The organism is Luteibacter rhizovicinus DSM 16549 (assembly GCF_001887595.1).
GTDB lineage: Bacteria > Pseudomonadota > Gammaproteobacteria > Xanthomonadales > Rhodanobacteraceae > Luteibacter > Luteibacter rhizovicinus.
Genome location: NZ_CP017480.1, coordinates 4,133,214 through 4,158,294, shown reverse-complemented (window position 1 = coordinate 4,158,294; position 25,081 = coordinate 4,133,214). Strand labels below are relative to the sequence as shown.

Annotated in this window: 24 protein-coding genes; 13 read left to right on the top strand and 11 right to left on the bottom strand. The window is 65.1% G+C overall.

Translation table 11 applies throughout. The annotated features are described in order from the left end of the window. Positions 1-49 precede the first annotated feature (49 nt). The gene (locus BJI69_RS18965; RefSeq protein ID WP_046980412.1) at positions 50-910 is read left to right on the top strand and encodes a LysR substrate-binding domain-containing protein; all 861 of its coding nucleotides are present in this window, start codon (positions 50-52) and stop codon (positions 908-910) included. Between the two features lie 18 nt (positions 911-928). Here the strand turns inward: BJI69_RS18965 and BJI69_RS18960 are convergent, their stop codons facing one another. After that, complete coding sequence (locus BJI69_RS18960) at positions 929-1,504, bottom strand: 1,2-dihydroxy-3-keto-5-methylthiopentene dioxygenase (RefSeq protein WP_046980411.1); 576 nt, start codon at positions 1,502-1,504, stop codon at positions 929-931. Continuing rightward, positions 1,501-2,145, bottom strand: a complete 645-nt coding sequence (locus tag BJI69_RS18955) for a methylthioribulose 1-phosphate dehydratase (protein ID WP_046980410.1) — start codon at positions 2,143-2,145, stop codon at positions 1,501-1,503. Before BJI69_RS18955 ends, BJI69_RS18960 begins: the two co-directional genes overlap by 4 nt. Positions 2,146-2,299: 154 nt before the next feature. Between BJI69_RS18955 and BJI69_RS18950 the strand changes: the two genes are divergently transcribed. Then, on the top strand, positions 2,300-2,632 hold the full coding sequence (locus tag BJI69_RS18950) for a high-potential iron-sulfur protein (RefSeq protein ID WP_046969703.1): 333 nt from the start codon (positions 2,300-2,302) through the stop codon (positions 2,630-2,632). A 402-nt stretch (positions 2,633-3,034) separates the two neighbouring features. Here BJI69_RS18950 and BJI69_RS18945 read toward each other — a convergent pair whose 3' ends face one another. The 3 genes from BJI69_RS18945 to BJI69_RS18935 all read right to left on the bottom strand — a co-directional run bounded on the left by BJI69_RS18945 (position 3,035) and on the right by BJI69_RS18935 (position 7,244). Beyond that, positions 3,035-4,474: an amino acid permease gene (locus tag BJI69_RS18945; protein ID WP_071925039.1), complete on the bottom strand. Its 1,440-nt coding sequence runs from the start codon at positions 4,472-4,474 to the stop codon at positions 3,035-3,037. An 88-nt stretch (positions 4,475-4,562) separates the two neighbouring features. Beyond that, entirely contained in the window at positions 4,563-6,056 is a 1,494-nt protein-coding gene (locus tag BJI69_RS18940) for an amino acid permease (RefSeq protein ID WP_071925038.1), read from the bottom strand. 216 nt (positions 6,057-6,272) lie between these two features. Beyond that, entirely contained in the window at positions 6,273-7,244 is a 972-nt protein-coding gene (locus tag BJI69_RS18935) for a hypothetical protein (RefSeq protein ID WP_071925037.1), read from the bottom strand. Between the two features lie 154 nt (positions 7,245-7,398). On the opposite strand from BJI69_RS18935, the gene BJI69_RS18930 reads away from it, so the two are divergent. Continuing rightward, on the top strand, positions 7,399-7,941 hold the full coding sequence (locus tag BJI69_RS18930) for an NUDIX hydrolase (protein ID WP_046969044.1): 543 nt from the start codon (positions 7,399-7,401) through the stop codon (positions 7,939-7,941). Positions 7,942-7,968: 27 nt separating this feature from the next. Here BJI69_RS18930 and BJI69_RS18925 read toward each other — a convergent pair whose 3' ends face one another. Next, entirely contained in the window at positions 7,969-8,493 is a 525-nt protein-coding gene (locus tag BJI69_RS18925; protein ID WP_046969045.1) for a 3-hydroxyanthranilate 3,4-dioxygenase, read from the bottom strand. 174 nt (positions 8,494-8,667) lie between these two features. Here BJI69_RS18925 and BJI69_RS18920 point away from each other — a divergent pair, with 174 nt between their 5' ends. Further along, entirely contained in the window at positions 8,668-9,942 is a 1,275-nt protein-coding gene (locus BJI69_RS18920) for an NAD(P)/FAD-dependent oxidoreductase (protein WP_046969046.1), read from the top strand. A 23-nt stretch (positions 9,943-9,965) separates the two neighbouring features. On the opposite strand, the gene BJI69_RS18915 is transcribed toward BJI69_RS18920, so the two are convergent. From BJI69_RS18915 to BJI69_RS18900, 4 genes are read right to left on the bottom strand one after another with little or no spacing between them, the layout of a single operon-like run. After that, positions 9,966-10,889 carry an MBL fold metallo-hydrolase gene (locus tag BJI69_RS18915; RefSeq protein ID WP_046969047.1) on the bottom strand — a complete coding sequence of 308 codons (924 nt, stop codon included), beginning with the start codon at positions 10,887-10,889 and terminating at the stop codon, positions 9,966-9,968. 54 nt (positions 10,890-10,943) lie between these two features. After that, positions 10,944-12,152: an acetyl-CoA C-acyltransferase gene (locus BJI69_RS18910; protein WP_046969048.1), complete on the bottom strand. Its 1,209-nt coding sequence runs from the start codon at positions 12,150-12,152 to the stop codon at positions 10,944-10,946. A gap of 51 nt (positions 12,153-12,203) precedes the next feature. Next, positions 12,204-14,573, bottom strand: a complete 2,370-nt coding sequence (locus BJI69_RS18905) for a 3-hydroxyacyl-CoA dehydrogenase/enoyl-CoA hydratase family protein (protein WP_181016727.1) — start codon at positions 14,571-14,573, stop codon at positions 12,204-12,206. Positions 14,574-14,607: 34 nt separating this feature from the next. Further along, positions 14,608-15,270 carry a TetR/AcrR family transcriptional regulator gene (locus BJI69_RS18900; RefSeq protein WP_046969050.1) on the bottom strand — a complete coding sequence of 221 codons (663 nt, stop codon included), beginning with the start codon at positions 15,268-15,270 and terminating at the stop codon, positions 14,608-14,610. A 252-nt stretch (positions 15,271-15,522) separates the two neighbouring features. Here BJI69_RS18900 and ndk point away from each other — a divergent pair, with 252 nt between their 5' ends. The 8 genes from ndk to moeB all read left to right on the top strand — a co-directional run bounded on the left by ndk (position 15,523) and on the right by moeB (position 23,515). After that, positions 15,523-15,948, top strand: a complete 426-nt coding sequence (ndk, locus tag BJI69_RS18895; RefSeq protein WP_046969051.1) for a nucleoside-diphosphate kinase — start codon at positions 15,523-15,525, stop codon at positions 15,946-15,948. Positions 15,949-15,956: 8 nt separating this feature from the next. Then, positions 15,957-17,081 (top strand): dual-specificity RNA methyltransferase RlmN, encoded by a 1,125-nt coding sequence (gene rlmN, locus BJI69_RS18890; protein ID WP_244465327.1) that lies wholly within the window; start codon positions 15,957-15,959, stop codon positions 17,079-17,081. Positions 17,082-17,091: 10 nt separating this feature from the next. Beyond that, positions 17,092-17,841 carry a type IV pilus biogenesis/stability protein PilW gene (pilW, locus tag BJI69_RS18885; protein WP_244465328.1) on the top strand — a complete coding sequence of 250 codons (750 nt, stop codon included), beginning with the start codon at positions 17,092-17,094 and terminating at the stop codon, positions 17,839-17,841. Positions 17,842-17,930: 89 nt separating this feature from the next. Beyond that, entirely contained in the window at positions 17,931-18,899 is a 969-nt protein-coding gene (locus BJI69_RS18880) for a helix-turn-helix domain-containing protein (protein ID WP_078023339.1), read from the top strand. Positions 18,900-19,051: 152 nt separating this feature from the next. Beyond that, complete coding sequence (locus BJI69_RS18875) at positions 19,052-19,702, top strand: YfgM family protein (protein ID WP_046969054.1); 651 nt, start codon at positions 19,052-19,054, stop codon at positions 19,700-19,702. Then, positions 19,699-20,898, top strand: a complete 1,200-nt coding sequence (gene bamB, locus BJI69_RS18870) for an outer membrane protein assembly factor BamB (protein ID WP_046969055.1) — start codon at positions 19,699-19,701, stop codon at positions 20,896-20,898. Before BJI69_RS18875 ends, bamB begins: the two co-directional genes overlap by 4 nt. A gap of 23 nt (positions 20,899-20,921) precedes the next feature. Continuing rightward, on the top strand, positions 20,922-22,319 hold the full coding sequence (gene der / locus BJI69_RS18865) for a ribosome biogenesis GTPase Der (protein WP_046969056.1): 1,398 nt from the start codon (positions 20,922-20,924) through the stop codon (positions 22,317-22,319). A gap of 26 nt (positions 22,320-22,345) precedes the next feature. Next, positions 22,346-23,515 carry a molybdopterin-synthase adenylyltransferase MoeB gene (gene moeB, locus BJI69_RS18860; RefSeq protein ID WP_046969057.1) on the top strand — a complete coding sequence of 390 codons (1,170 nt, stop codon included), beginning with the start codon at positions 22,346-22,348 and terminating at the stop codon, positions 23,513-23,515. Between the two features lie 39 nt (positions 23,516-23,554). On the opposite strand, the gene BJI69_RS18855 is transcribed toward moeB, so the two are convergent. Then, entirely contained in the window at positions 23,555-24,121 is a 567-nt protein-coding gene (locus tag BJI69_RS18855) for a GNAT family N-acetyltransferase (protein ID WP_046969058.1), read from the bottom strand. A gap of 80 nt (positions 24,122-24,201) precedes the next feature. Here BJI69_RS18855 and folD point away from each other — a divergent pair, with 80 nt between their 5' ends. Further along, positions 24,202-25,056 (top strand): bifunctional methylenetetrahydrofolate dehydrogenase/methenyltetrahydrofolate cyclohydrolase FolD, encoded by an 855-nt coding sequence (gene folD / locus BJI69_RS18850; protein ID WP_046969059.1) that lies wholly within the window; start codon positions 24,202-24,204, stop codon positions 25,054-25,056. Positions 25,057-25,081: the final 25 nt, after the last annotated feature.

The following is a 25,081-nucleotide window of genomic DNA, read 5'->3' as shown; positions in this document are numbered from 1 at the left end:
CGCGCTAATATCGAAACATTCCGAACTAAAGCATTAGTAAGGCTAACGTATGCTTCTCGACCTTTCGGCGTTACGCGCCCTGATCGCTGCCGTGGATCTCGGCGGCTTCGGCAAGGCGGCGCGGTACCTGCATCGGACGCCCGGTGCGATCAGCCTGCAGCTTCGTGGCCTGGAAGAGAGGATCGGCCAGCCCCTGTTCCGCAAGACCGGACGAACCCTGGCGCTGACCTGGGAGGGCGAGTTGCTGGTGGGCTACGCGCGGCGGCTGCTCGCGCTCAACGACGAGGCGGTTCTCGCGCTCGGCGCTTCTGGCTTGCAGGGCGCGCTGCGCTTCGGCATGCCCCAGGACTTCGCGCAAGGCGGCCTGACCCAGGCCCTCGCGCGCTTTGGCCGCGCCCACGCATCGCTACGTGTGGAGCTTCGGGTCGACCGGAGCGAGCGGTTGGCGAATGCGGTGATGGCTGACGAGTTGGACCTCGCGCTGACCTTTGGCGCCTTGCCGGGACACGTCACCCCACCGCTTGCGGCCATGCCGGTGCATTGGTTTGCGCATCCCTTACTGGAGCTCGCGCCGGGCGACCCGGTTCCACTGCTCGTCCTCGATCCACCGTGTGGCTTTCGCAAGGGCGCGATCGAAGCCCTGGATCGTTCAGGTCGCGCGTGGCGACTCGCGCTGACCAGCGGGAGTGTCTCGGCGCTGTGGGCCGCCGCGGAGGCGGGACTCGGCGTGGTGCCACGGACGTCGCTGCATGTGCCGGCGTCGCTGAAGACGGCCAGCGACGCATGGGGTCTGCCGGCGCTGCCCTCGGCGGATATTCATCTGATCGATCGCGGCGCCGGTGCGCCGGAGGCTGTCAGCCACCTCGCGCAGGTCATCCGCGAGGTGGTGAGCGAGCTGGTTCGCGCCTGAGCGCTCGCCGGGTTCGGGTCAGGACGTCGCGGTTTCCGCCGCCGACGGGTGCGGGTTCATGCGCGGGAAGCGCTCGGCGATGTCCTCGCCGGTGAAACTCGCGACCCAGCCCTCGGTATTGGTGAACAGCCGGATGGCCACGAAGTAGGGCGATTCGCTCATGTCGAACCAGTGCGGTGTGCCATCGGGTACGCCGATGAGGTCGCCCTTTTCGCACAGCACCTCGTAGACACGCCCGTCGATATGCAGGGTGAACTGGCCGGCACCAGCAACGAAGAAGCGCACTTCGTCTTCGCTGTGCGTGTGCTCGTTGAGGAACTTCTGGCGGAAGGTCGCCCGGTCCGGGTTGTCCGGCTTGAGGCTGATGACGTCGACCGACCGGTAGCCGTTCTCGGCCATCAGGCGATCGATGTCCGCACGATAGGCCTCGATGACCTCGTCCTGCGTGGCGCCCGGCGCGATCGGCTGGTTCGCCTCCCACTGTTCGAAGCGCACGCCTACCGCGTTGAGGGCGGTAGCGATGGCAGCGTGGTCGGTATGCACGGCCACCGGGGTGTCGTGCTGGTTGTCGTCGTAGATACGCAGACGGCTCATGGGGAAAGCCTCCTCAGGTCGAGTTCGCAGCCCAGCAGGAACTCCAGGGCCTCGAGATGGCGGCGGGTTTCCGCCATGTCGCGACCCCAGGTGTAGATGCCGTGGCCATTGATCAGATAGGCGTACAGCGGCTTGCCGCTGTCGATCCAGGCGTCGACCTGGGCCTCCAGTTCGGGCATGTGCTGGGTATTGGGGAAGACGGGGATATCGAGCACGCTTTCGTGCGTGGTGTAGCCGGAGATCGCCTTCTGCAGTTCCCAGCCTTCCAGGTGCACGCGGCCTTCCGCAGCGAAGAGCCGCGATGCGACGCTCTGCGTGCGCGAGTGGGTATGCAGTACCGCGTTGGCTTGCGGAAAGCGGCGGTAGATCTGGGTATGCAGGCCAGTCTCGGCGGACGGGCGGTTGTCCGAGCCGACCGCCTTGCCGTCCATGTCCACGACCATGATGTCGTCGCGGCCGAGACGGCCCTTGTCACGCCCCGAAATGGTGATGGCGGCAAGGTCGTCGTCGAGGCGCATCGAGAAATTGCTGCTGGTCGCCGGCGTCCAGCCAAACGCGGCCAGTTCGCGGGCGGCATCGGCGATGGCGTCGGCGCGCTCGGCCAGCAGGGCGGGATCGATGTGGGACAAGGTCTTCGACATGGGGATTTGGACGTCCAAACAGGGGGCGAATATACCACGGGGGCAAACCGGCTCCCGCGATAATGGGAACCACTCCTTTTTCGCCGACCGGGTACGATTTCGGCCAGCACCGGCAAAGACGCACGCCGGATCACCATCGACGGAGGTTTTACCCATGTCGGAACACGATAAGAATATTGAGGGGCGCCGCCGTTTCCTCAAGGTCGCCGCCAGCGGCGTCGCTGTTGCCGGCGTGCTCGGCACCTTGCCGCGCATGGCCCAGGCCCAGGATCTCCCGCACCTTTCGCCCTCCGATCCGACGGCTTCGGCCCTCAAGTACACCGAGGACGGCAGCAAGGCGGCCGGCAAGAAGACGCCCGGCGACGCCTGCATGAACTGCAACTTCTACCAGGGCAAGGCCGCAGCCGCCTGGGGCCCCTGCCAGCTGTTCCCGGGCAAGGCCGTGGCGAGCAAGGGCTGGTGTATCTCGCACGCTGTGATGATCTGATCTGGCGGGTGGGTGGGTGGGCGGGTGCTTGATGGCTCGCCTTCGGCCTCGCGTTGGGCGCGGCTCGCCGTATGCGACGTCACAAGAGCCGTCGGCGCTTGCAATGCAAAGCGAGCGCACAAAAAAAGCCAGCCCGAAGGCTGGCTCTTATCTCGCGAGACGCAAAATGCAGCTCAGACGCGCCAGGCCGAGGAGCTGACTCGCCTGGCGCGCTGAGCGGCAATCCGGGGCCCACTGCCAAGTGATTTACCCACGGAACCGGGATCATACTCCCCTCTGAGGGCGACCGGCCAATGGCAGTTAAATGACACCAGCCTTTCTGCGTATTATTTCGCAAAAACAATCATTTAACGAAAAAACCTCGCGTATTTAGCGAGGTTTTAACGAGCGTTTCGAGGGGGCCTACGAGACCCGTCGAAGGCGGCTGTGGCGGTAGCCGTACGAGGCGTAAAGCGCCATGCCGACGACCGTCCAGATGCCCATCAATGCCCAGTTGTACCAGTTCATGAAACAGAGCAGGCCGATGCAACTGACGATGCCTGCGATGCACGTGAACCACACCCAGGGCACGCGGAACGTGCGCGGAAGTTCCGGCGCGGTAAAGCGCAGGATCAACACGCCGCCGCACACCGCGCAGAACGCGACCAGCGTCCCCATCGATACGAGATCGCCGAGGACGTTGAGCGGGAACACGGCAGCGAGGATCGCGATGCCGACGCCGGTGATCACCGTGTTGAGGTGAGGCGTGCGGTACTTCGGATGGATCGTCGTGAAGACTTTCGGCAGCAGTCCATCGCGACCCATGATCATGAAGATGCGCGGCTGCGCGATGATCATGACAAGCACGACGGACGACAGGCCGATCAGCGCGCCGACTTCGACGACGCCGCGCAACCAGCCCAGTTCCGGATGGCTGCGAATCGCGGTCACGACCGGCTCATCGGTGCCGAGCTGGGCGAACGGTACGAGGCCCGTCAGCACGGCTGCCATGGCGATGTAGAGCACGGTGCAGATCGCGAGCGACGCCAGCGTGCCGATGGGCATGTCGCGTTGCGGATTCTTCGATTCCTGCGCCGCGGTCGAGGTCGCCTCGAAGCCGATATAAGCGAAGAACACCAGCGCGGCGCCACGCAGTACACCGGACCAGCCGTACTTGAAGCCACCCTGGTTTTCCGGAATGAACGGATGCCAGTTGGCCGTGTCGACATGCTGTGCGCCGACGATGATCACGATCAGGATCAGCGCGACCTTCAGTGCCACCATGGCCATGTTGATGCCGGTGGATTCCCTGATCCCGACGTAGCAGAGCCAGGTCAGCGCCAGCGTGATGCCGACGGCGGGCAGGTTGAACAGCGCGCCCGTGGCGACCAGGCGACCGTCGACATAGTCGAGCGGTGCGTTGGTCAGCGCGGGTGGAATATGGATGCCGACGTGATCCAGCAGGCTGACGAAGTAGCCGGTCCAGCTGACGGCAACCGCGGAGGCGGAGACACCGTACTCGAGGACCAGGTTCCAGCCGATGAACCAGGCAGCGCCTTCACCGAGCGTGGCGTAGGCGTAGGAATACGCGCTGCCCGAGACCGGGATCATCGAGGCGAACTCGGCGTAGCACAGCGCGGTGAACAGGCTGCAGATCGCGGCGAGGATAAACGACAGGATGATGGCGGGGCCGGCATGGTCGGCGGCGGCGACACCGGTGATGACGAAGATGCCGCCACCGATCACTGCGCCGATGCCCAATGCCGTCAGGCCCCACGGCCCGAGTGTCCGGCGCAGGGCGGGGCCGTGCGCGTCGTCGGGTTCGGCCTGGGGAGCTTTCTTGGCGAGTAACTGCTTGAGCATGGACGGCCCGGGAAGAAGTGACATGGAGAGAATAGTCGCAAAAGGAAAGGCCGGCGGGTGACCGCCGGCCTTTCCCCGTTCGTTTCTATCAGCCTAGCGACTTGCGCAGCTTGCTGTGGCCGTAGCCGTACAGGAAGTAGATCAGCTGGCCGATGACGATCCAGCCGAGCATCAGGCGCCAGTGCTCTTCGAACGCCTGCCAGAACAGGTAGATGCAGGAGACCGCACCGATGATGGTGATCGGCCACACGAACGGTACGCGGAAGCTGCGCTTCAGGTCCGGACGGGTGTAGCGCAGGATCAGGACGCCGATGCAAACCGTGGCGAAGGCGAGCAGGGTGCCCATCGAGACCAGCTCACCGAGCACGCTGACCGGGAACAGGCCGGCCATGGCGGCCGCGGCGACACCGACGATGATCGTGCCGAGGTAAGGCGTGCGGAACTTCGGATGCACCTTGGCCATCGTCTGCGGGAGCAGGCCGTCTTTCGCCATCGAGAAGAAGATGCGCGGCAGGCCCATCAGCATCACCAGGATGACCGAGGACAGGCCGGTGATCGCACCGAGGATGACCAGGGCCTTCAGCCAGCCCAGCTGCGGGTACAGGCCCAGCGCGGTGGCGACCGGCTCAGGCGTATTGAGCATGCGGAACGGTGCGATACCGGTGAGGACAAGGGCAACGGCGATGTACAGCACGGTGCAGACGGCCAGCGAGCCGAGGATGCCGATCGGCATGTCGCGCTGCGGGTTCTTTGCTTCGCCGGCGGCAGTGGACACGGCATCGAAGCCGACGTACGAGAAGAACACGATGGTCGCGGCGCGGAAGATACCGCCCCAGCCGAACGTGCCCGGGCCTTCGGACTCCGGAATGAACGGGTGCCAGTTCGCCGGGTTGATCACCTGGATGGCGAAGGCCAGGAACAGCAGGATCACGGTGACCTTGATCGTCACGATGATCGAGTTGACGAAGGCGGACTGCGTGATGCCCACGTAGCACAGGCCCGACAGCGCGGCGATGATGACCACGGCCGGCAGGTTGATCAGGGTGCCGGTGGCCTGGATGTGGCCTTCGACGAACTTGAACGGCGCCGAGGCGAGCTGGGCCGGGAGTTCGAGGTTGGTGCCGACCAGATGGCCGATCATCCCGAGCATCTCGTTGAAGTAGCCCGACCAGCCCGCGGCGACGGTCGCAGCGGCGAAGAGGTATTCGAGGACGAGGTTCCAGCCGACGAACCAGGCGACGTACTCGCCGAGGGTGGCATAGGAATAAGAGTAGGCGCTGCCGGAGACCGGAAGCATGGCCGCGAATTCGGCGTAGCACAGGCCGGCCAGGGCGCAGGCGAAACCAGCGATCAGGAAGCTGATGACCAGGGCCGGGCCGGCATGCAGGGCCGCGGCCTGGCCGGTGATGACGAAGATACCTGCGCCGATGACGGCGCCGACGCCGAGCAGAACCAGGTGCTTCGCGGTGAGTACCCGCTTGAGCTCGCCGCTGTTGGCGTGAGCGCCGGTTTCAATGTGTTCACCAGCGTCTACGTGCGGCGCGGCCTCGATCGGATGCGTCGCGAACAGGTGTTTCAACATGTGTCTCCCCTACTGCCGGAATGTAGCCTTTTATTATTGGGACCGCCGCGTGAGTTACGGTGGACACGCAGCTGCCCTGAAGCGCTGGCACGGCACCATAGCCCAGCGGGGCAAGGCCGTACAAGTTGCAATGCGAGGCAAGTCAACGCATTGCATACAGGAGTTGCGGATGTCGACCATGACTTGCGGCGGTTGTGCTTGGACAAGGCGCGGTGCTCAGAAGACCATGTTCAGCGCGACCTGCGGTGCGACGTAGTCGGTGGCGTTGCGGCCGCCGACGGTGAACTGGACGCCGGCGATCAGGCCGACTTTCGGGTTGAAGTGGTATTCCAGGGCCGGTGCGAGGCTCAGCGCATGGTTCGACGGGGAGGTGTGTGCCCAGTGGCCGTCGGCAGCGCCCTTGAGGCGGGTGCCGCTTTCGCGGTTCCAGATGGCCTCGCCGACCAGCACCCAGCGCCGATCCAGGACGTACTCGGCGGCGAACGACGCGTTCCAGGCCTGCCCTGGCGCGGCGTAACCGCGAAAGTGGTCCGGCGTGCCGTAGACGTTGGCGCCGCGCAGGCGCACGCGGCCGGGCGACGGGCTCCAGGCGAGCTGGCCACGCCAGCGCAGCGCGTGGCCGTTATCCAGCCAATGAAGCTGTTGGGCGCCAAAAGCGAACGTCGTGCGCATGGCGCCGGTGCCCATGCCGTTGAGGGGATTGTTGTCCAGGTGGTGATATTCCCCGGTGGCCAGTCGCTGGGCCGCTGCGACAGCCAGGACCAAACCCGTGCCGTCGGCCTTTGGCGCAGTAAGGCGGCTCTGCACGCGAAGGGTGGAATCGCCCATGCGCATGCCGTCGCTGTGCCGGCCGTCGACCGAGGTGCGCGCCGCGTTGAGCGTCAACTGCACCGAAATGTTGTCGGTGAGGCCGTAGGTCATCGGCAAGGCAACCTGCCATTGGCGTAGCGTCGGTTTCTGCGCATGCCGGTCGCCGTCACTGTCGAACCAGCCGCGTGCATTGGTGTGGATAAGGTAAGGCTCGACATTGAGCATGCCGGCCGACAGCGTGTTGACTGCTGGCGTGACGAGTGGACCGGTGAAGTTGGCATCACCGTCTGACGGCGCAGCGCCTGCCGGCGCGGCGACTACGGATGCCGGAACGGCGGCGGCGGCGAGGGCCACAGTGAGAAAACGGGACGACGACATGCGCGTTTCCTTGCGATAGGCAGCGAGGGCTGCGGGCTGGGACGCGCTTCGTGCGCGCCGGAGACCATCCTAGGCAGGTGGTCCCTGTTACCGACATCGGATTAGTCTGAAAAAGACGTGCGAGAATTCCAGCTCGTTTCATCGAGCGTTCGCCATGGACCATCCGTATCCGGCCTTGTCAGGGGCCCTCGCGCGTTACTCGCTTCGCTTTCCCGCCGAGCCGGACCTCACGCGCTTCGACGACTGGCTATGCCACCAGCCGCAACCGTTTCATCGCGAAACCCGCGCAGGGCATTTCACCGGGTCGGCATGGTTGGTCAGTGCCGATGGGGAGCGTGTCCTGTTGATGCACCACCGGAAGTTGCAGCGCTGGCTGCAACTGGGCGGGCACGCCGACGGTGACGCCGACCTGGCGAAGGTGGCGCTTCGCGAAGCGGAAGAGGAGTCGGGGCTGACCGACCTCCACGTGCTGCCGGAGATCTTCGACGTCGACCTGCACGTGATCCCGGCCCGCCGCGACGAGCCCGAGCACGACCACTACGACGTCCGCTACGTCGTCGTCGCCCGCGGCAGCGAAGTGTTCACGGTGAATGAAGAATCACTGGACCTTGCATGGCGCCCCATCGCGGATCTGGCGGCCGATCCCGCAGCGGACCTGTCGCTTCGCCGCATGGCCGCCAAATGGCTGGCCAGATAGCTGGATATGGGAGCCGGGAGGTTGGCGTCAGTCGGCGTACTTCGCCGGGGCGGGGTGTACCGTGCCGCATTGCTTGCAGGTGCGGGCATCCAGCGAGCGGTAGAACTTGTCGAATACCGGCGGAAAATCGGATTCGATGCTGCCGAGGACGAAATATTCCTCGTAGAGCTTGTGGTTGCAGTTCGCACAGAACCAGAGCAGCCCGTCGCGCTCACCGGCGATGCGGCGGCGCTCTACCACCAGGCCGATCGAGTCGGGCATGCGCTGGGGCGAATGCGGCGTACGTTCAGGCAGGTAGAAAATCTCGCCGGCACGAATCGGGATATCGCGGGCGACTCCGTCGTCCTGCACCTTGAGCACCATCTCGCCTTCGAGCTGGTAAAAGAACTCGGGGCCTTCGTCATAGTGATAGTCGGTGCGCGCGTTCGGGCCGCCGACGATCATGATGATGAAGTCGCCATCGACGATGCATTTGTTTCCCACCGGCGGCTTGAGCAGCGCGCGGTTCTCGTCGATCCAGCGTTGCAGGTCGATAGGGGGCAGCAAACTCATGGCAAGTCACCGTAAGACAGTCACCGCATATTACTGTAGGAGCCGATTCATCGGCGATCAGGACATGTAGGAGCCGATTCATCGGCGAAAAGCCAACGAAGCGGTAAAGCCATACCCCTCACACCCAGTCCCACTGTGCAAAACTCCCCGCTCCCAGCCACCGGACCAGGCCTCATGCTGTCGTGGTACCACGATCGTGTCCCCGCACCGCCGCTTCGCCCGCCGCCGGAAGGCCGGCGCGAAGCCTCGGTCGTGATCGTGGGTGGCGGTTTCGCCGGATTGAACACGGCGCTCGGCCTAGCCGCGCGAGGTGTACGCGACATCGTGTTGCTCGAATCGAAGTCGGTGGGCTTCGGCGCATCCGGTCGTAACGGCGGCTTCGTGTTCGCCGGCTATTCGCTCGGTGAAAAGGCGTTGCTGGAGCGGGCAGGGCCCGAACGGGCGAGGGCACTGTACGGACGTACCGTCGACGCAGTGAACCTGATTCGCGAACGCATCACGGCCTTGTCGATCGATTGCGACGCGGTCGATGCCGGCGTGGTCTGGGCGAACTGGTTCCGTGATGCCGGCGTGCTCCGTTCGCGCCAGCAACTGCTCGCTGAGCACTACGGTGCCGACTGGCAATGGATTCCTGCGGACGCCATGCACGAGTTCGTGCACAGCGAGCGCTATCACGATGGCCTCTACGAGCGGAACGCGCTGCACATCGATCCGCTAGCCTATGCCCGCGGCCTGGCGCGCGCGGCCGGGGCAGTCGGCGTGTCGATCCACGAGGGCTCGCGGGTGCGCATGCTCGAGCGACGTGGCCCGCGCTGGATCCTGCGGGTGGGCGACGCGGAGATCGAAACCCCACAGGTGGTCCTTGCCTGTGGCGGCTATCTCGCCGGTCTCGACCGACGCATCGATCGCGCCGTGCTACCGATCGCTACCTACGTCATGGTCACCGAGCCACTCGGCGATCGTCTGGCGGCCTGTCTGCGCACGCGCGCGGCGGTCTACGACACGCGTTTCGCCTTCGACTACTACCGTCCCTTGCAGGATACCCGCTTGCTGTGGGGTGGCCGGATATCGATTCGCGATCGCTCGCCGGCCGCCGTCAAGCGCCTGCTCAAGCGCGATCTCGAGCGGGTCTTCCCGTCGCTCGAAGGCGTGCGGATCGAGCAGGCGTGGTCCGGCCTGATGAGCTACGCGCGCCACGAAATGCCCCAGGTGGGAACGCATGGCAATGGCCTGTGGTACGCCCAGGCGTTCGGCGGTCATGGCCTGGCTCCCACCTGCGCGGCGGGCGAGGCGCTGGCGGACGCTATCGCTGGTGGTGACTCGGCACTGGAGGCTTACTCGGGTTTCGGCCTGGACCCGGTGCATCGGCCGTTCGGATACCTGGCGGCGCAGGGGACGTACTGGAAAGCCGAACTGACCGATTGGTTCAAGTCGCGGCTGGAAGGCTGAGCCCTCAGGTGCGTCCCGTCGCCTCAGTGGGCACCACGATCCAACCAGACGATGATGCCCTGGGCATTCAGCCGGATATCGATCTTCAGCAGGCAGATGATGTCCTCGCGGGGCATCGTCACCCCCTGGTGTTGTGCGCGGTCGACGTAGAGATCGGCGAAGTCGGTTTCGATCCGCTGTTGGCGGTCGGCTGACGCGGCGTGCCGCTTCGCGATGACCACCATCGCATCGATGACCTCGTGGAGATCGTTTGCCAGGCGCGCCACCTCGGTGACCCGGCCGTAGTGCGTAAGGAACATCGCTTCGGGTTCGAAGCCGAGCATGCGGTCGATCGACTGGTGCGCCGCGGCGGGCTCGAACTGCACGGGCGACGTGGTCGGAATGATGAAGGCGCCGCCGGGTGAGTCGAGTTCGCGGTAGGACAGCCCGAAGATGTCGCCCGTGAAGAAAGCCTGCGCGCGGTCGTCATGAATGGCGATGTGATGGCGGGCGTGACCCGGTGTATCGAGGCAGAGCAGGGCGCGTCCCGCCAGGTCGACGACGAAGCCGTCACCGGCCTCGACGACACGTTCGGTCGGCACGGCGACGATCTCGCCATAGCTGCGGCGCACTTCCTCTTCGCCGTAGACGCCTGCGGCTCCAGCGATAAGCGCCGAAGGGTCGATCATGTGTCGCGCGCCACGTGGATGCACCGCGAGCTTCGCGTACGGCAGGTGCTTCATCAGCTGCCCCGCACCACCGGCATGGTCGAGGTGTACGTGGGTGAGGATCACCCAGTCGATATCCTTCGGCTCGAGATCGGCGGCTTGGATGGCCTCGAGGAAGCGTGGCAGCGAATGCGTCGTGCCGCTGTCGATGAAGGCGCCGCGACCGTGTTCGACGACGAGGTAAGCGGCGTCGAACGTCGGACGGCCGAAGCCGGTGTCGATGGTGTGGATGCCGTGCATCGCGCAAGCATAAGACAAATGTAGGAGCCGATTCATCGGCTCCTACAGGTTTCGTTACAGCGCTTCGAAGACGCCTGCCGCGCCCATGCCGGTGCCGATGCACATGGTCACCATGCCGTACTTCTGCTTGCGACGGCGCAGGCCGTGGATCAGCGTGGCGGCACGGATGGCACCGGTGGCACCGAGCGGGTGGCCGAGGGCGATGGCGCCGCCGAGCGGGTTCACCTTGGACGGGTCGAGGCCGAGGTCACGGATGACCGCCAGCGCCTGGGCGGCGAAGGCTTCGTTGAGCTCGATCCAGTCCAGCTGGTCCTGGGTGATACCGGTCTGCTTGAGCGCCTTGGGGATCGCTTCCTTCGGGCCGATGCCCATGATCTCCGGTGCCACGCCGGCGACCGAGAAACCGACGAAGCGGGCCAGCGGCGTGAGGCCGTGGTCCTTGATCGCCTTTTCGCTGGCGATCAGCAGGGCGCCGGCGCCGTCGGACATCTGCGAAGAGTTGCCGGCCGTGACCGAACCGCCGAACTGGCCGTTACGGAACACCGGGCGCAGCTTGCTCAGCACCTCGAAGGTGGTGTCCTTGCGCGGACCTTCATCGGTATCGATGATGCGGCGGTCTTCGCGGACGCTGTGATTGAGCAGGTCCGGATAACGGTCGTCGAGCTGGAACGGGGTGATCTCGTCCTTGAATTCGCCCGCGGCGATCGCCGCAAAGGCGCGCTCGTGCGACTGCAGGGCGAAACGGTCCTGATCCTCGCGGCTGATCTTCCAACGCTCGGCGACCTTCTCGGCCGTGATACCCATGCCGAAGGCGATCGCACGGTTCTCGTCGTTTTCGAAGATCGCCGGGTTCATGGCGATCTTGTGGCCCATCATCGGCACCATGCTCATCGACTCGGTACCACCGGCGAGCATGAGGTCGGCCTCGCCCAGGCGGATGCGGTCGGCGGCCATGGCGATGGCCTGCACGCCGGACGAGCAGAAACGGTTGATGGTGACGCCCGGTACCTGCTCCGGCAGGCCGGCCAGCAGCACACCGATGCGTGCGACGTTCATGCCTTGCTCGGCTTCGGGCATGGCGCAGCCGATGACGGCGTCGGCGATCAGGGCCGGATCGATGCCCGGGGCCTGTTCGATCACGGCACGGATGACGTGCGCGAGCATGTCGTCGGGACGGGTGTTGCGGAACACGCCGCGCGGCGCCTTGCCCACCGGGGTGCGGGTGGCGGCGACGATGTAGGCGTCTTGCACTTGCTTGCTCATGGGGTGGTTCCTTTAAGGGGGAAAGTCGATTGCGTCAGAGCGCGTGGCGCGTCAGTTACGCAGTGGCTTTCCCGTCGTCATCGTGTGCGCGATACGGGCCTGGGTCTTTTCGGTCTGCGCCAGTTCGACGAAGTGGCGACGCTCGAGGGCGAGCAGCCAGGTTTCGTCCACCGGCGAGCCGCGTTCGATCCGGCCGCCCGAAAGCGTGTCGGCAATGCGGCTGGCGATATCGATGTCGTGCGGCGAGGCGAAGTAGCCCTCGGCCATGTTGGCCAGCGACGCCTTGAACGTCGCCGTCGAGGTGTCGCCAGCGGCCGTGATCGCGCGCGCCGGCATCGGCGGACGATAACCCGACTCGGCCAGGGCGATCGCCTGGGCCTTGGCGACATGCAGCACTTCATACGTGTTGAAAACGATGACGTCGTCCTTGCGCAGCAGGCCGAGCGACTTGGCCTCGATCGCGCTGGTCGACACCTTCGCCATCGCGACGGTCTCGAAGATTTTCTTGAGGTACTCGAACGGATCTTCCGGGTTCGCCTGCCAGGCGCGCACGGCGAATTCCTTCAGGCCGCCACCGGCGGGCAGCAGGCCGACGCCGGCCTCGACCAGGCCGATGTAGCTCTCCAGCGCCGCGACGGTGCGCGCCGAATGCATCTGGAATTCGCAGCCGCCGCCGAGGGCGAGGCCACGCACCGCGGCCACGACCGGCACCAGCGAGTACTTGATGCGCATGCTGGTGGCCTGGAAGTTCGCCACCATGGCTTCGAACTCGGCCAGCTTGCCGGCCTGAAGAAGACCGAGTGCGCCCTTGAGGTCCGCGCCGGCCGAGAACGGCTCGGACGGCTGCCACAACACGACGCCACGGAACTGCTGCTCGGCCAGGCCGATCGCATGCTGGATCCCGTCGAGCACGTGGTCGTTGACCGTGTGCATCTTGGTCTTGAACGAGATCACGCCGATGTCGTCGCCGCTGGTCCACAGGCGGACGCCGTCGTTTTCCCAGACGGTGGTGCCCTTGTCGAAGGTCTCGCCCAGGATCGGGTCCGGGAAGGCTTGGCGCGCGTAGACCGGATGCGAGGAACGCGGCTTCTCGGCGTTGGCGCTGGCCGAGTACGAGCCGGTCTTGCCGTGCACGCCGCTGCGACCGTCGGTGACCCAGGCGGGCAGGGGGGCGCTGCTCATGGTCTTGCCCGCGGCGATGTCCTCGGCGATGAAGCCGGCGATCTGCTGCCAGCCGGCCGACTGCCAGATCTCGAAGGGACCGAGCTTCCAGCCGTAGCCCCAGCGAATCGCGAAGTCGACGTCACGTGCCGTCTCGGCGACGTCGGCCAGGTGATAGGCGGTGTAATGGAACAGGTCGCGGAACACGGCCCAGAGGAACTGCGCCTGCGGGTCCGAGGAGGCACGCAGCTTGGCGAACTTCTCGGCGGGATCCTTGATGGCGAGGATCGCGGAGACCTCGTCCGATGCCTTCTGCTCGGAGACGCGGTAATCCTGCTTCTGCAGGTCGAGCACCACGATGTCCTTGCCGGCCTTGCGGTAGAAGCCCGCGCCGGTCTTCTGGCCGAGCGCGCCCTTGTCGATCAGGCCCTTGAGCCACACCGGCGGCTGGAAGTACTTGTGCCACGGATCATCAGGCAAGGTGTCGCCCATGGTCTTGACCACGTGCGCGAGCGTGTCCAGGCCGACGACATCCGCCGTGCGGAAGGTGGCGCTCTTCGGACGGCCGATGGCCGGGCCGGTCAGTGCGTCGACGGTGTCGAAACCCAGGCCGAACTGCTCGGTGTGGTGCATCGTCGACAGCATCGAGAACACGCCGATGCGGTTACCGATGAAGTTGGGGGTGTCCTTGGCGTAGACGACGCCCTTGCCCAGGGTGGTGGTCAGGAAGGCCTCGAGGCCTTCCAGCACGCCCTTGTCGGTCAGGCGGGTCGGGATCAGCTCGACCAGGTGCATGTAGCGCGGCGGATTGAAGAAGTGCACGCCGGTGAAGCGATGGCGCATCTCTTCGGGCAGCGCTTCGGCCAGGCCGTTGATCGACAGGCCCGAGGTGTTGCTGGCCAGCACGGCCGTGGCGGACACGTGCGGGGCGATCTTCTGGTAGAGATCGAGTTTCCAGTCCATCCGCTCGGCGATCGCTTCGATCACCAGATCCACATCGGCCAGCAGCGCGAGGTCGTCTTCGTAGTTGGCCGGGATGATCGCCGCGGCCAGGCCCTTCTCGGCCAGCGGTGCGGGGGAGAGCTTGGCCAGGTTGGCGATCGCCTTCAGGGCGATGCCGCTCTTCGGGCCTTCCTTGGACGGAAGGTCGAAAAGCACGGTTTCCACGTTGGCGTTCGTCAGGTGCGCGGCAATCTGCGCGCCCATGACGCCGGCGCCGAGTACCGCGGCCTTGCGAATGCGTAACGGTGTTGCGGTCATGGTGATCTCCATTGGTGCGAAGGATCGTCCGCGGTCAGCGCGTGGCCGGGGAGTTCGAAACGGAAGGGTTGCGCAGGCCAGCGGCTGCGAAGCGGATCAGGTGGTCGGCGGCGGTTTCGCGGTGATCGCGCTCGTCCACGTCGCTCTTGCGCTGGATGACGCCGAAATCGGCCATGGCGTAGGTCAGTGCGCCGGTGACGATGTCCAGGCGCCAGTAGATCTCTTCCTTGGCCAGTCCCGGCAGCAGGCGGCCGAATTCGCCGGCGAACTGGCGCAGGACGTGGCCGTAGTTCTCGGACAGGAACTTGCGCAGGGTCTCGTTGTGCTCGGCGTAGGCCCGGGCCAGGACGCGGACGAAGGCGGCGCCACCGCCGTCGTTGCGGGAAAGGTCGAGCGCCGGACGGATATACGCGTCCAGCACATCCTCCAGGGAGGTGGCCTCCTGGCCGGCGACCTTGGCCAGGGCGGCAAGGCGCCGGGTGTTCAGCTCGTCCAGGCGGCGCCGGAACACCTCCTCGATCAGCTTGTCCTTGGAGCCGAAGTGGTAGTTCACCGCCGCCAGGTTGACCCGGGCGGCCGCCGTGACCTGGCGGAGCGACGCCCCGGCGAAGCCGTGGGTGGCAAAAAGGGCCTCGGCGGCGCCCAGGATCCGCTCCTTGGTGCTGCGTTCGCGGGACGCATAGGGTGCGCTCGTCATATCGGCGGACTCCGGAGGCGGGTGGTTTGAATCAAACGATCGTTTGAGAATACGCCCGGGCCCTTCCACTGGTCAATCTGCGACCGCACATCCCTGCAAACGGCTTGCGATTGAGCTAGAATCTGTCAAGATTTCGTGAGCTAAGTCCGTCATTCGTGACGGCTTTGGCCCAAACTTTCACCAGGCGTCCCCAGAGGCGCTGGCAGCGTCATTCATCTTTTTCCACTTTCTTCCATTTCCCGGAGCATCCGTATGGCGCTGGAGCGCACCCTTTCGATCATCAAGCCCGACGCCGTCAAGAAGAACGTCATCGGTGAAATCCTCTCCCGCTTCGAGAAGGCCGGCCTCAAGATCGTCGCCGCCAAGATGAAGCAGCTGACCAAGGAAGAGGCCGAGGGCTTCTATGCCGTTCATAAGGAACGCGGTTTCTTCAACGACCTCGTCGCCTTCATGATCTCCGGTCCGGTGATGATCCAGGCCCTCGAAGGCGAAGGTGCCGTTCTCAAGAACCGCGACCTGATGGGTGCCACCAATCCGAAGGAAGCCGCGCCGGGCACGATCCGCGCCGACTTCGCCGACTCGATCGATGCCAATGCCGTGCATGGCTCGGACTCGCTCGAGAACGCCGCCAACGAGATCAAGTACTTCTTCAACGACTCGGACGTCGTTTCGCACTGAGACATGCCGTGAACACGCCTGCTGACAAGGTCAACCTGCTCGATTTCGATCGCAAGGGGCTTCGCGATTTCTTCGCGGAGCTCGGCGAGAAGCCGTATCGTGCCGAGCAGGTCATGAAGTGGATCTACCACCGTCTCGAAAGCGATTTCGAGAACATGACCGATGTCGGCAAGGCGTTGCGCGAAAAGCTCAGTGCCAGCTGCTACGTCGGCCCGCCGAAGACCGCGTTCGAAAAGACCGCGATCGACGGCACGCAGAAGTGGCTGCTCGGCATGGATGGCGGCAACGCCATCGAAACCGTCTATATCCCGGAGCCGACTCGCGGCACGCTGTGCGTGTCGTCCCAGGTCGGCTGCGCCCTGAACTGCCAGTTCTGCTCCACGGCGACCCAGGGTTTTTCCCGCAACCTGTCCACGGCCGAGATCATCGGTCAGGTATGGGTCGCGGCCAAACATCTCGGCAATGTGCCGCACCAGCAGCGCCGTATCACCAACGTGGTGATGATGGGCATGGGCGAGCCGCTGCTGAACTTCGACAACGTGGTCAAGGCGATGAGCCTGATGCGCGACGACCTCGGCTTCGGCCTGGCCGGCAAGCGCGTCACGCTGTCCACCGCCGGCCTCGTGCCGATGATCGACAAGCTGTCGGTCGAAAGCGACGTATCCCTCGCCGTGTCGCTGCATGCGGCCAACGACGAGCTGCGTACCGAGCTGGTGCCGCTGAACAAGCGCTACCCGTTGGCCGAACTCGCGGCGGCCTGCGAGCGCTATATCAACCGTGCGCCGCGCACGTCGATCACCTTCGAGTACACGCTCATGAAGGGGATCAACGACAAGCCCGAGCACGCGCGCCAGCTGATCAAGTTCATGCGCCGGCTGCCGGGCGTGAACAAGGTCAACCTGATTCCGTTCAACCCGTTCCCGGGGACGCGATTCGAGCGCTCGGGTCCGGACGAGATCCGAAGCTTCCAGACCCAGTTGCTCAATGCCGGCGTTCTCACCATGCTGCGCCGCACGCGCGGTGACGACATCGATGCCGCGTGTGGCCAGCTGAAGGGACAGGTGGTCGATCGCACCCGCCGACAGGCGGAATTCCGCAAGAAACTCGAAGAGGGAGTGGTGAATGCGGCTTGAGCGGTGGGGGATGGTGGCTGCGCTCGCGTTTGCGTGCGCAGGCTGTGTGGGTGGTGAGTCGGGGCTGAAGCCAACGACCGCCGCCGACGAGAAGGCCAAGGGGGCCGAGGTTCACACCGAACTCGGGCAGCGTTACATGCAGCAGGGCGACCTCAAGGGCGCCATGGAGAAACTGCAGCAGGCCATCCAGTTCGATCCCAACTACGCGCCGGCCCGCACGGTGCTCGGCGTGCTCTACGAAAAGATCAACGATCCGGCCAATGCCGAGCTGAACTACCGCAGGGCGGTTGACCTGGACCCGAAGAAGGGCTCGGTCAACAACAATCTGGCGGTTTTCCTCTGCAAGCAGGGGCGGGCCGGTGAATCCAAGGTCTACTTCGACCGGGCGCTGGCCGACCCGTTCTACGAGACCCCGGACCTGGCCATGACCAACGCGGGCACCTGCCTGCTGGGGTCGAAGGACTACGAGGGCGCCGAGGTGTATTTCCGGAAGGCGCTCGACCGTAATCCCAATAATGCCGATGCGCTGTATCAGATGGCGAACGTGTTGTACCTTAAGAACGATGCTTTCAGGGCCCGTGCTTTCCTGCAGCGCTTAGAGGCGCAGGGTCAGCCGAGTCCTACTGCTTTGAAGCTCGGTCACGATATCGAGCTCCGTCTGGGCGACGGGGAGGCCGCCCGGGATTACGCCAAACGCTTGCGCGAAAAGTTCCCGGATTCGGAACCCGCGCGTGCACTCGAAGCCGCCGCACGTCAATGACTCCTGTATCTTCGAATTCATCCGGTCGGGACGGTCGCGAGCAGGACTTGTTCGCAGGCATCGAGCCACATGCACCCAGGGAGGAAGCCATGGACCCGCAGACCGAGGCAAGCACCGACGAAGCCGGTCGCGTGCTCATCAATCATGTGTCGGCGGACCCGGGTTTCGGGGCGCGCCTCCGTGCGGCCCGCGAAGCGCGGGGCTATACCGTCGAGGCCTGCGGTCAGGCGCTTCGCCTGCCGACGCGCCTGATTCGCCAGCTCGAAGCCGGTGAGTACGGCGGCATCGACTATCAGGTGTACCTGGCAGGCTACCTGACCAAGTACGGCCGTTATGTCGGTGTCGACGAGGACGCGATCCAGGTCGAGCTCGCCCGCATGACGCCGCGCCAGCCCGATCTGGTCGTTACTGGCGGCGTGTCGCATTCGCGCTACCTGCTCGAGCGTTACGTGACTGCGGCGACCTATGTCGTGCTGACCGCCGTCATCGTGGTTCCGATGGTATGGCTGGGCGTGCGCGGCACGCTCGACCGCGACATGGCGCGTCTCGCCCCGCTGGATGCCGCCCCGGTGGCCCAGCAGGATGCGCCGGCACCGGCCTCGTCGAGTGCCCTCGTCGCCACGACGGAGAGCAAGCCGGCACCAGCACCCGAGACGCATACCGAGGACCAGCAGCCGCTGCTGGCCTCGATGGCGATGTTCCCGCCCTTGGATCACAGCGCGTCCAAGGCACCCCTGGCGTCGGCGGCAGCGCCTTCGCCGGCGGCAGAAGCGGCCAATGGCGTCGGCGCCCACGGCCTCACGCTCAGCCTGCCGTCGGCCAGCTGGGTCGAGGTCACGGCATCGGACGGCTCGCGCCTGGAATACGGCATCCTGCCGGCCGGCACGCAGAAGTCCTATCGCAGCGACAAGACGCTCGACGTCCGCATCGGCAACGCCGCGGGTGCCCAGGCCACGATCGACGGCCAGCCGGTGGAGATCGACACCTTCCGCCGTGCCAATGTGGCGCGCTTCCGCGTCGATATCCACGACGGCAAGGCGGCACCGGTCTCCTACTGACCGGTTCCCCTGGCTCTAACGTGTTCGCGCGGGCCCGCCGGCCCGCGCTTTCGGTTATCCTTACCTATTGATCCATGCCGCTCCATCGCCGATGGCCGGTGTGGGCTCGTTCCCTCCAAAGTTTGGCTGCGCGGAGCGCAGTGGGTGATTGCATGTCTTTCGACGTATACGACGATTACGAGCAGGGCGAACGAGTCCAGCAGTGGCTTCGCAAGAATGGTGTGTCCATCCTCGTGGGCATCGTGCTTGGCCTGGTGCTGATCTTCGGCTGGCAGCAGTGGAAATCGCACCGCGCCGGTCACGAGCAGGCGGCCGCTGGCGAGTATTCGGCGCTGCAGGCTGCCGTTGCCCAGAACAAGACCAACGAAATCGACGTGCGTACCGAGGGCCTGTTGAAGGATTACTCGGATACCGCATGGGCGGTCTTCGCCGCCGGTGAACGTGCCCAGCGCAACCTGCTCGCAGGCCAGCTGGACAAGGTCGGTGGTGATCTGGAATGGGCCAAGGCCCATGCCAAGGACGAAACGCTTCAATCCCTGGTCGAGCTGCGCATTGCGCAGCTGAAGTTCGCCCAGGGCAAGGCAGAAGAAGCCATCGCGACGGTCGACGCCATGAAGGGCAAGTCGTTCGCTGCGATCGCACAGGAACTCCGTGGCGATGCGCTGGTCAAGCTTGGACGCCACGACGACGCACGCAAAGCCTATCAGGCGGCGATCGCCGCGATGGGCGACAGCGCACCGCAGCGCGGTGTGGTTCAAACGAAGCTCGATGATCTGGCAGTGGCCGGGAAGCAGGGTGCATGAAACGTTTTTGGGCAATCGCGTTGACTTCGTCGCTGGTCGTACTGGCCGGCTGCCATTCGTTCAAGAAGGAAAACGTCGAACCGCCGACCCCGCTCGACAAGAAGTTCGTGCCGACCGTCAAGGTCGAGCGCCTGTGGAAGTCCAGCATCGGTGATGGTGCGGCCGAATCCGGCGTGCGCATGCGCCCGGTGGTGTCGGACGGCGTGCTGTACGCCGCCAGCACCGACGGCAAGATCGCGGCCTTCGAGGCCACGACCGGCAAGAAGCTGTGGTCCAAGAGCATCCGTCAGCACGGCTGGTTCGGCTGGGGCGACGACAAGCGCGAAGACGCCCGTTTCTCGGGTGGTCCCGGCGCGTCGGGTGACCTGGTCGCCATCGGTACGCTGGATGGCCATCTCTACGGTATCAACGCGAAGGACGGTGAGCGCCGTTGGGCGGCCGAGGTTTCCTCGGAAGTCATCACGGCACCGGTCATCGTCGGCGATGTCGTCGTGGTCCGCTGCAACGACGGTCGTGTCTACGGTATCGATGCCGCCTCCGGCGAGCGTCGCTGGGCCTACGATCAGGCCGTGGTGCCGCTCCTGAGCCTGCGTGGTAACGGTCGCCTGCTCGTCGCCAACGGTGTCGTGTTCATGGGTACCGATGCCGGCAAGCTCACCGCCATCCGCCTCGACAACGGCGAAAAGCTCTGGGAACAGACCCTCGCCACCGGCGAAGGCCGTACCGAGATCGATCGCCTGAGCGACGCCGACGGCGCGCTCGTCCTCGACGGTGCCACCTTGTACGGTGCCGCCTATCACGGTCAGCTGACCGCGATCGACGGCCCCAGCGGTCGCCCGCTGTGGAACCACGGCTTCTCGACGTTCACCTCGCTGGAGGTGCACGAGAACTCGATCTACGGCGTGGACGACGAGTCCCAGGTGTTCGCCTTCGACAAGTCGAGCGGTGCCAACATCTGGAAGCTCGCCGACCTCAAGTACCGTTGGCTCACCGGTCCTGCGGCGCAGGGCAAGTACGCGGTCGTCGGCGATCTCGACGGTCACATTCACTGGATCGACGGCAGCAACGGCAAGATCGTTGCCCGCGAGCGTCTGTCCAGCAAAGCCATTCGTTCCCAGCCCGTCGTGGTGGGTGACATCGTTTATGTCGAAGATGTCGAGGGCCATATCGGCGCCTACCGCATCCCGACGAACTGATCCACAGGAATACTGCCCCTCCCATGTTGCCCGTCGTCGCCCTGGTCGGCCGCCCCAATGTCGGTAAGTCGACCCTCTATAACGCGCTGACGCGTAGCAGGGACGCCCTCGTCGCCGATATGCCCGGCGTCACTCGTGACAGACACTACGGTGTCTGTCGTCTTGGTCCGCGGCCCTTTGTGGTCGTGGACACGGGTGGTCTGTCGGGCAGCGATGAAGGTATCGAAGGTCTCACAGCGACCCAGGTGCGCCTCGCCATCGAGGAAGCCCACCTGCTGGTCTTCGTCGTCGATGCGCGTGACGGCGTGCTGCCGCAGGACGCGACCATCCTCACCGAGCTGCGTCGCAGCGGTAAGCCGGTCATCGTCGTGGTCAACAAGACCGACGGTGTCGACGAGCCGACGGCGCTCGGCGAGTTCGCCTCCTTTGGTATCGCTGAAACGCTGCCGATGTCGGCCGCGCACAACCGCGGCGTCGACGTGCTGGTCGAGCGCGCACTCACGCATCTGCCCGACGAGCGCGACGACGATCCCGGTCTCGCCGACCAGGGTATCCGTGTCGCCATCGTGGGCCGCCCGAACGCGGGCAAGTCCACCCTGATCAATCGCCTGCTCGGTGAGGAACGCCTCATCGTGTCCGACGTGGCCGGCACGACGCGCGATCCGATTCGGGTCCCGCTCGAGCGTGACGGCAAGCGCTTCACCCTGATCGACACGGCGGGCGTCCGTCGCCGTGCCCGTGTCGAAGAGGCTGTAGAAAAGTTCAGCGTTATCAAGACGTTGCAGTCCATTGCTGCGTCACAGGTGACGGTCGTGATGATCGATGCGCGCGAGAATCTCGCCGATCAGGATCTCACCCTCATCGGTGGCGCCATGGAAGAAGGGCGCGCGCTGGTCATTGCCGTCAACAAGTGGGACGGCATGGACAAGTACGCCCGCGACCAGTGCATGGCCGCGCTCGGTCGCCGCCTGGCCTTCGTCGAGTGGGCGAAGACCGTGTTCATTTCCGCGCTGCACGGCTCCGGCCTCAGCGAGCTGATGAAGGCCGTGGTTCGCGCACACGCGGCCGCGACCAAGGTCATCACCTCCAGTGACCTGACGCGCACGCTCGAGAAAGCCTACGAGGCCTATCAGCCGCCGCTGGTTCGTGGTCACGCGCCGAAGCTGCGCTACGCGCATCCCGGTGGCAACAATCCGCCGACGATCATCATCCACGGCAGCCGTACCAAGCACATCGCGCCGGCGTATCGTCGTTACCTGGAAGGGTTCTTCCGCAAGCGGTACAAGCTGGAAGGCACGCCGATCCGCATCGATTTCCGCGACGGTGAAAATCCGTACGCTGGCAAGAAGAACGTCCTTTCGGACAGCCAGCAGCAGAAACGCCAGCGCATGATTCGTAACGCGAAACGACGCGAAAAGTAAGCGTCGCCCTCGTTGTGGAGCCTCGCATGTCTGAAGGTCTGGATCGGGAACGCTGGCTGGCTGACTTGCGCCTGCGCGTTCCTGAAGTCGCCGCCGCCGAGGCGTTCGTCCGGCAGGCAGGCGGCGCCTTGCTCATCGATGTGCGCGAGGACAACGAACGAGCCAGCGGCATGCCGGTTGGCGCGCTCGGCCTCTCCCGCGGCTTCCTCGAGCTACGTATCGAGCAGTCCGAGCCCGATCGCGACCGCCGCATCCTCCTTCTCTGCGGCAGTGGCCAGCGTTCCTTGCTGGCTGCCGAAAGCCTTCAGCGCATGGGCTACCGGGACGTTGCATCCGTCACTGGTGGCATGGCTGCCTGGAAGGTCGCCGGTCTGCCTGTTGTCGCCGGCTCGCTGGATGCCGATGCCGCCGAGCGCTATGCCCGCCAGGTCCTGCTGCCCCAGGTGGGCGAAGCCGGGCAGGGCAAACTGACCCAGGCGCGCGTGGTGGTGATCGGGGCCGGTGGGCTGGGCGCGCCGGCCTTGCTCTACCTTGCGGCCGCCGGCGTCGGTCAGCTCACCGTGATCGACGACGATCGTGTCGAGCGCTCCAATCTCCATCGCCAGGTGGTGCATGCCGATGCGCGCGTCGGCATGAGCAAGGCCGAATCCGCGCGGATGACGCTCTCCGCCCTGAATCCGCGGATCCGCGTGCACACGGTGGTCGACCGTCTCCGCGCTGACAATGTCGAGGCCTTGATCCGCGATCACGACGTGGTGATCGACGGGGCCGACAACTTCGCGACCCGCTATCTCCTGGCCGCAGCGACGCGACAGCTCGGCATCCCGATGGTCTATGCGGCGATCGAGCGATTCACCGGCCAGGCGAGCGTCTTCGATCCGCGTCGCGAGGACTCGCCGTGTTATCGCTGCCTGTTCCCCGAACCGCCGGCAGCTGCGGACGCCCCCAACTGTAGCGAAGCCGGTGTGCTCGGTGTCTTGCCTGGTCTGGTCGGGCTCGTCCAGGCGACCGAGGCGATGAAGCTCATCCTGGGTATCGGCCACCCGTTGGTGGGGCGTCTCCTGACTTACGACGCCCTCGGCATGCGCTTCCGGGAGTTGACCCTGAAGCGCGATCCGGCGTGCCCGGGCTGCGGGAGCGAGGCCCGGTTTACGGGTTACGTCGATCTCGAGCGGATGTGTGCCGCCGCGGGCTAATGGCTGGCGCCACCGCGTCGGCGGCGGACGTCCAGGTCGCTAGAGTAGGTCGTCCGGAACGAGTGAATACATCGCGGCGTCAACCGATGATCCGTTGACCACCAATCGGTTACGCAATATTCCTTCGAACTTGCCTCCGATTCGTTCAGCCGTTTTTCGGCTTGGAAGGTTGTCGTGGGCCGCGACGATCTCCAAACGCGACAGGCCGACGGTTTCGAAGGCAAATCGCGCTGCCATTAGGCCACAATGTCCTGCAATACCAGTACCTTGGGCTGACTCTCTCACCCAGTACCCGAGGTTGGCGAAGCGGTGCTCGCGGTTGAGATGGTTGATCCCCATGCCGCCGAGAATAGCGTCGGTGTTTGCGTCGACGATGAGCATCTCGAAGCCGTCGCCGAGGAGCCAGGTCTGTCGACAGAGTCCGATCCAGCTTTCGGCCGCGGCGTCGTCGTAGGTCGCCGTGCACCAGTCCTGCCAGCGGCCCACCGTCGCCACCGATTCGCGTACGGCGTCGGCCAGCGAGGGGGCGTCCCCCATGCGATGGGCACGCAGGCTGAGGACGCCGTCGGTGAGGTCGTGCGGGTAGGGAACGGTATCGAGAGTCATGCAGGGAGTATGCGCGCCCCGACTATCTACGCATGGTGCTTTGCAGCGATAATGTGTCGTTTCCGTAGGGCGAATCCTCCATGACGGCACGTATCCTCGACGGTAAGCGCATCGCCCACGAACTGCTCGAGCATATCGGGCGTTGCGTCGCCAAACGCGTTGCCGAGGGTCGTCGAAAGCCCGGTCTCGCCGTCGTGCTCGTGGGGGAAGACCCGGCATCGGCCGTCTACGTAAAGAACAAGCGCAAGGCCTGCCAGCAGGTCGGCTTCGAGTCGTTTGCCTACGACCTGCCGGCAACGACCACGCAGGAAGAGCTGATCGCGCTCATCGACCAGCTCAATGCCGACCCCGCCGTCCACGGCATCCTGGTGCAGTCGCCGTTGCCCGGCCATATCGATGAAGACGCGCTGGTCGACCGGATCGATCCGGGTAAGGACGTCGATGGCTTCCAGGCGGTGAATGTGGGTCGCCTTGCGCTGCGCCGTTTCGGCCTGCGTCCGTGCACACCCAAGGGCGTCATGACCTTGCTTGGCCACACCGATCACCCGGTGCGGGGCCGGCACGCGGTCATCGTCGGCGTGTCCAATCATGTTGGCCGGCCGCTCGCACTTGAGCTACTTATTGCCGGTTGTACAGTCACTTGCTGTCATAAGTTCACGCAGAATCTCGAAGGCTTCGTCGGCCAGGCAGACATCCTCGTGGTGGCCGCCGGCAAGCCGGGCCTGGTCAAGGGCGAGTGGGTCAAGCCGGGCGCCGTGGTGATCGACGTCGGCATCAACCGGCTCGAGGATGGCCGGCTGGTAGGCGATGTCGAGTTCGCACCCGCGGCGGAGCGGGCGTCGTGGATCACGCCGGTGCCGGGTGGCGTGGGGCCGATGACCGTCGCTACGTTGATGGAAAACACGCTCGAGGCCGCCGAGGCGATCGACGCCTGACCTCCCACATTTCCCTTATGTCACT

Excerpts from the sequence above, each read along its gene's own strand:
- BJI69_RS18965 (WP_046980412.1), top strand. The coding sequence starts at position 50 with ATGCTTCTCGACCTTTCGGCGTTACGCGCCCTGATCGCTGCCGTGGAT.
- BJI69_RS18960 (WP_046980411.1), bottom strand. The coding sequence starts at position 1,504 with ATGAGCCGTCTGCGTATCTACGACGACAACCAGCACGACACCCCGGTG.
- BJI69_RS18955 (WP_046980410.1), bottom strand. The coding sequence starts at position 2,145 with ATGTCGAAGACCTTGTCCCACATCGATCCCGCCCTGCTGGCCGAGCGC.
- BJI69_RS18950 (WP_046969703.1), top strand. The coding sequence starts at position 2,300 with ATGTCGGAACACGATAAGAATATTGAGGGGCGCCGCCGTTTCCTCAAG.
- BJI69_RS18945 (WP_071925039.1), bottom strand. The coding sequence starts at position 4,474 with ATGCTCAAGCAGTTACTCGCCAAGAAAGCTCCCCAGGCCGAACCCGAC.
- BJI69_RS18940 (WP_071925038.1), bottom strand. The coding sequence starts at position 6,056 with ATGTTGAAACACCTGTTCGCGACGCATCCGATCGAGGCCGCGCCGCAC.
- BJI69_RS18935 (WP_071925037.1), bottom strand. The coding sequence starts at position 7,244 with ATGTCGTCGTCCCGTTTTCTCACTGTGGCCCTCGCCGCCGCCGCCGTT.
- BJI69_RS18930 (WP_046969044.1), top strand. The coding sequence starts at position 7,399 with ATGGACCATCCGTATCCGGCCTTGTCAGGGGCCCTCGCGCGTTACTCG.
- BJI69_RS18925 (WP_046969045.1), bottom strand. The coding sequence starts at position 8,493 with ATGAGTTTGCTGCCCCCTATCGACCTGCAACGCTGGATCGACGAGAAC.
- BJI69_RS18920 (WP_046969046.1), top strand. The coding sequence starts at position 8,668 with ATGCTGTCGTGGTACCACGATCGTGTCCCCGCACCGCCGCTTCGCCCG.
- BJI69_RS18915 (WP_046969047.1), bottom strand. The coding sequence starts at position 10,889 with ATGCACGGCATCCACACCATCGACACCGGCTTCGGCCGTCCGACGTTC.
- BJI69_RS18910 (WP_046969048.1), bottom strand. The coding sequence starts at position 12,152 with ATGAGCAAGCAAGTGCAAGACGCCTACATCGTCGCCGCCACCCGCACC.
- BJI69_RS18905 (WP_181016727.1), bottom strand. The coding sequence starts at position 14,573 with ATGACCGCAACACCGTTACGCATTCGCAAGGCCGCGGTACTCGGCGCC.
- BJI69_RS18900 (WP_046969050.1), bottom strand. The coding sequence starts at position 15,270 with ATGACGAGCGCACCCTATGCGTCCCGCGAACGCAGCACCAAGGAGCGG.
- ndk (WP_046969051.1), top strand. The coding sequence starts at position 15,523 with ATGGCGCTGGAGCGCACCCTTTCGATCATCAAGCCCGACGCCGTCAAG.
- pilW (WP_244465328.1), top strand. The coding sequence starts at position 17,092 with ATGGTGGCTGCGCTCGCGTTTGCGTGCGCAGGCTGTGTGGGTGGTGAG.
- BJI69_RS18880 (WP_078023339.1), top strand. The coding sequence starts at position 17,931 with ATGGACCCGCAGACCGAGGCAAGCACCGACGAAGCCGGTCGCGTGCTC.
- BJI69_RS18875 (WP_046969054.1), top strand. The coding sequence starts at position 19,052 with ATGTCTTTCGACGTATACGACGATTACGAGCAGGGCGAACGAGTCCAG.
- bamB (WP_046969055.1), top strand. The coding sequence starts at position 19,699 with ATGAAACGTTTTTGGGCAATCGCGTTGACTTCGTCGCTGGTCGTACTG.
- der (WP_046969056.1), top strand. The coding sequence starts at position 20,922 with ATGTTGCCCGTCGTCGCCCTGGTCGGCCGCCCCAATGTCGGTAAGTCG.
- moeB (WP_046969057.1), top strand. The coding sequence starts at position 22,346 with ATGTCTGAAGGTCTGGATCGGGAACGCTGGCTGGCTGACTTGCGCCTG.
- BJI69_RS18855 (WP_046969058.1), bottom strand. The coding sequence starts at position 24,121 with ATGACTCTCGATACCGTTCCCTACCCGCACGACCTCACCGACGGCGTC.
- folD (WP_046969059.1), top strand. The coding sequence starts at position 24,202 with ATGACGGCACGTATCCTCGACGGTAAGCGCATCGCCCACGAACTGCTC.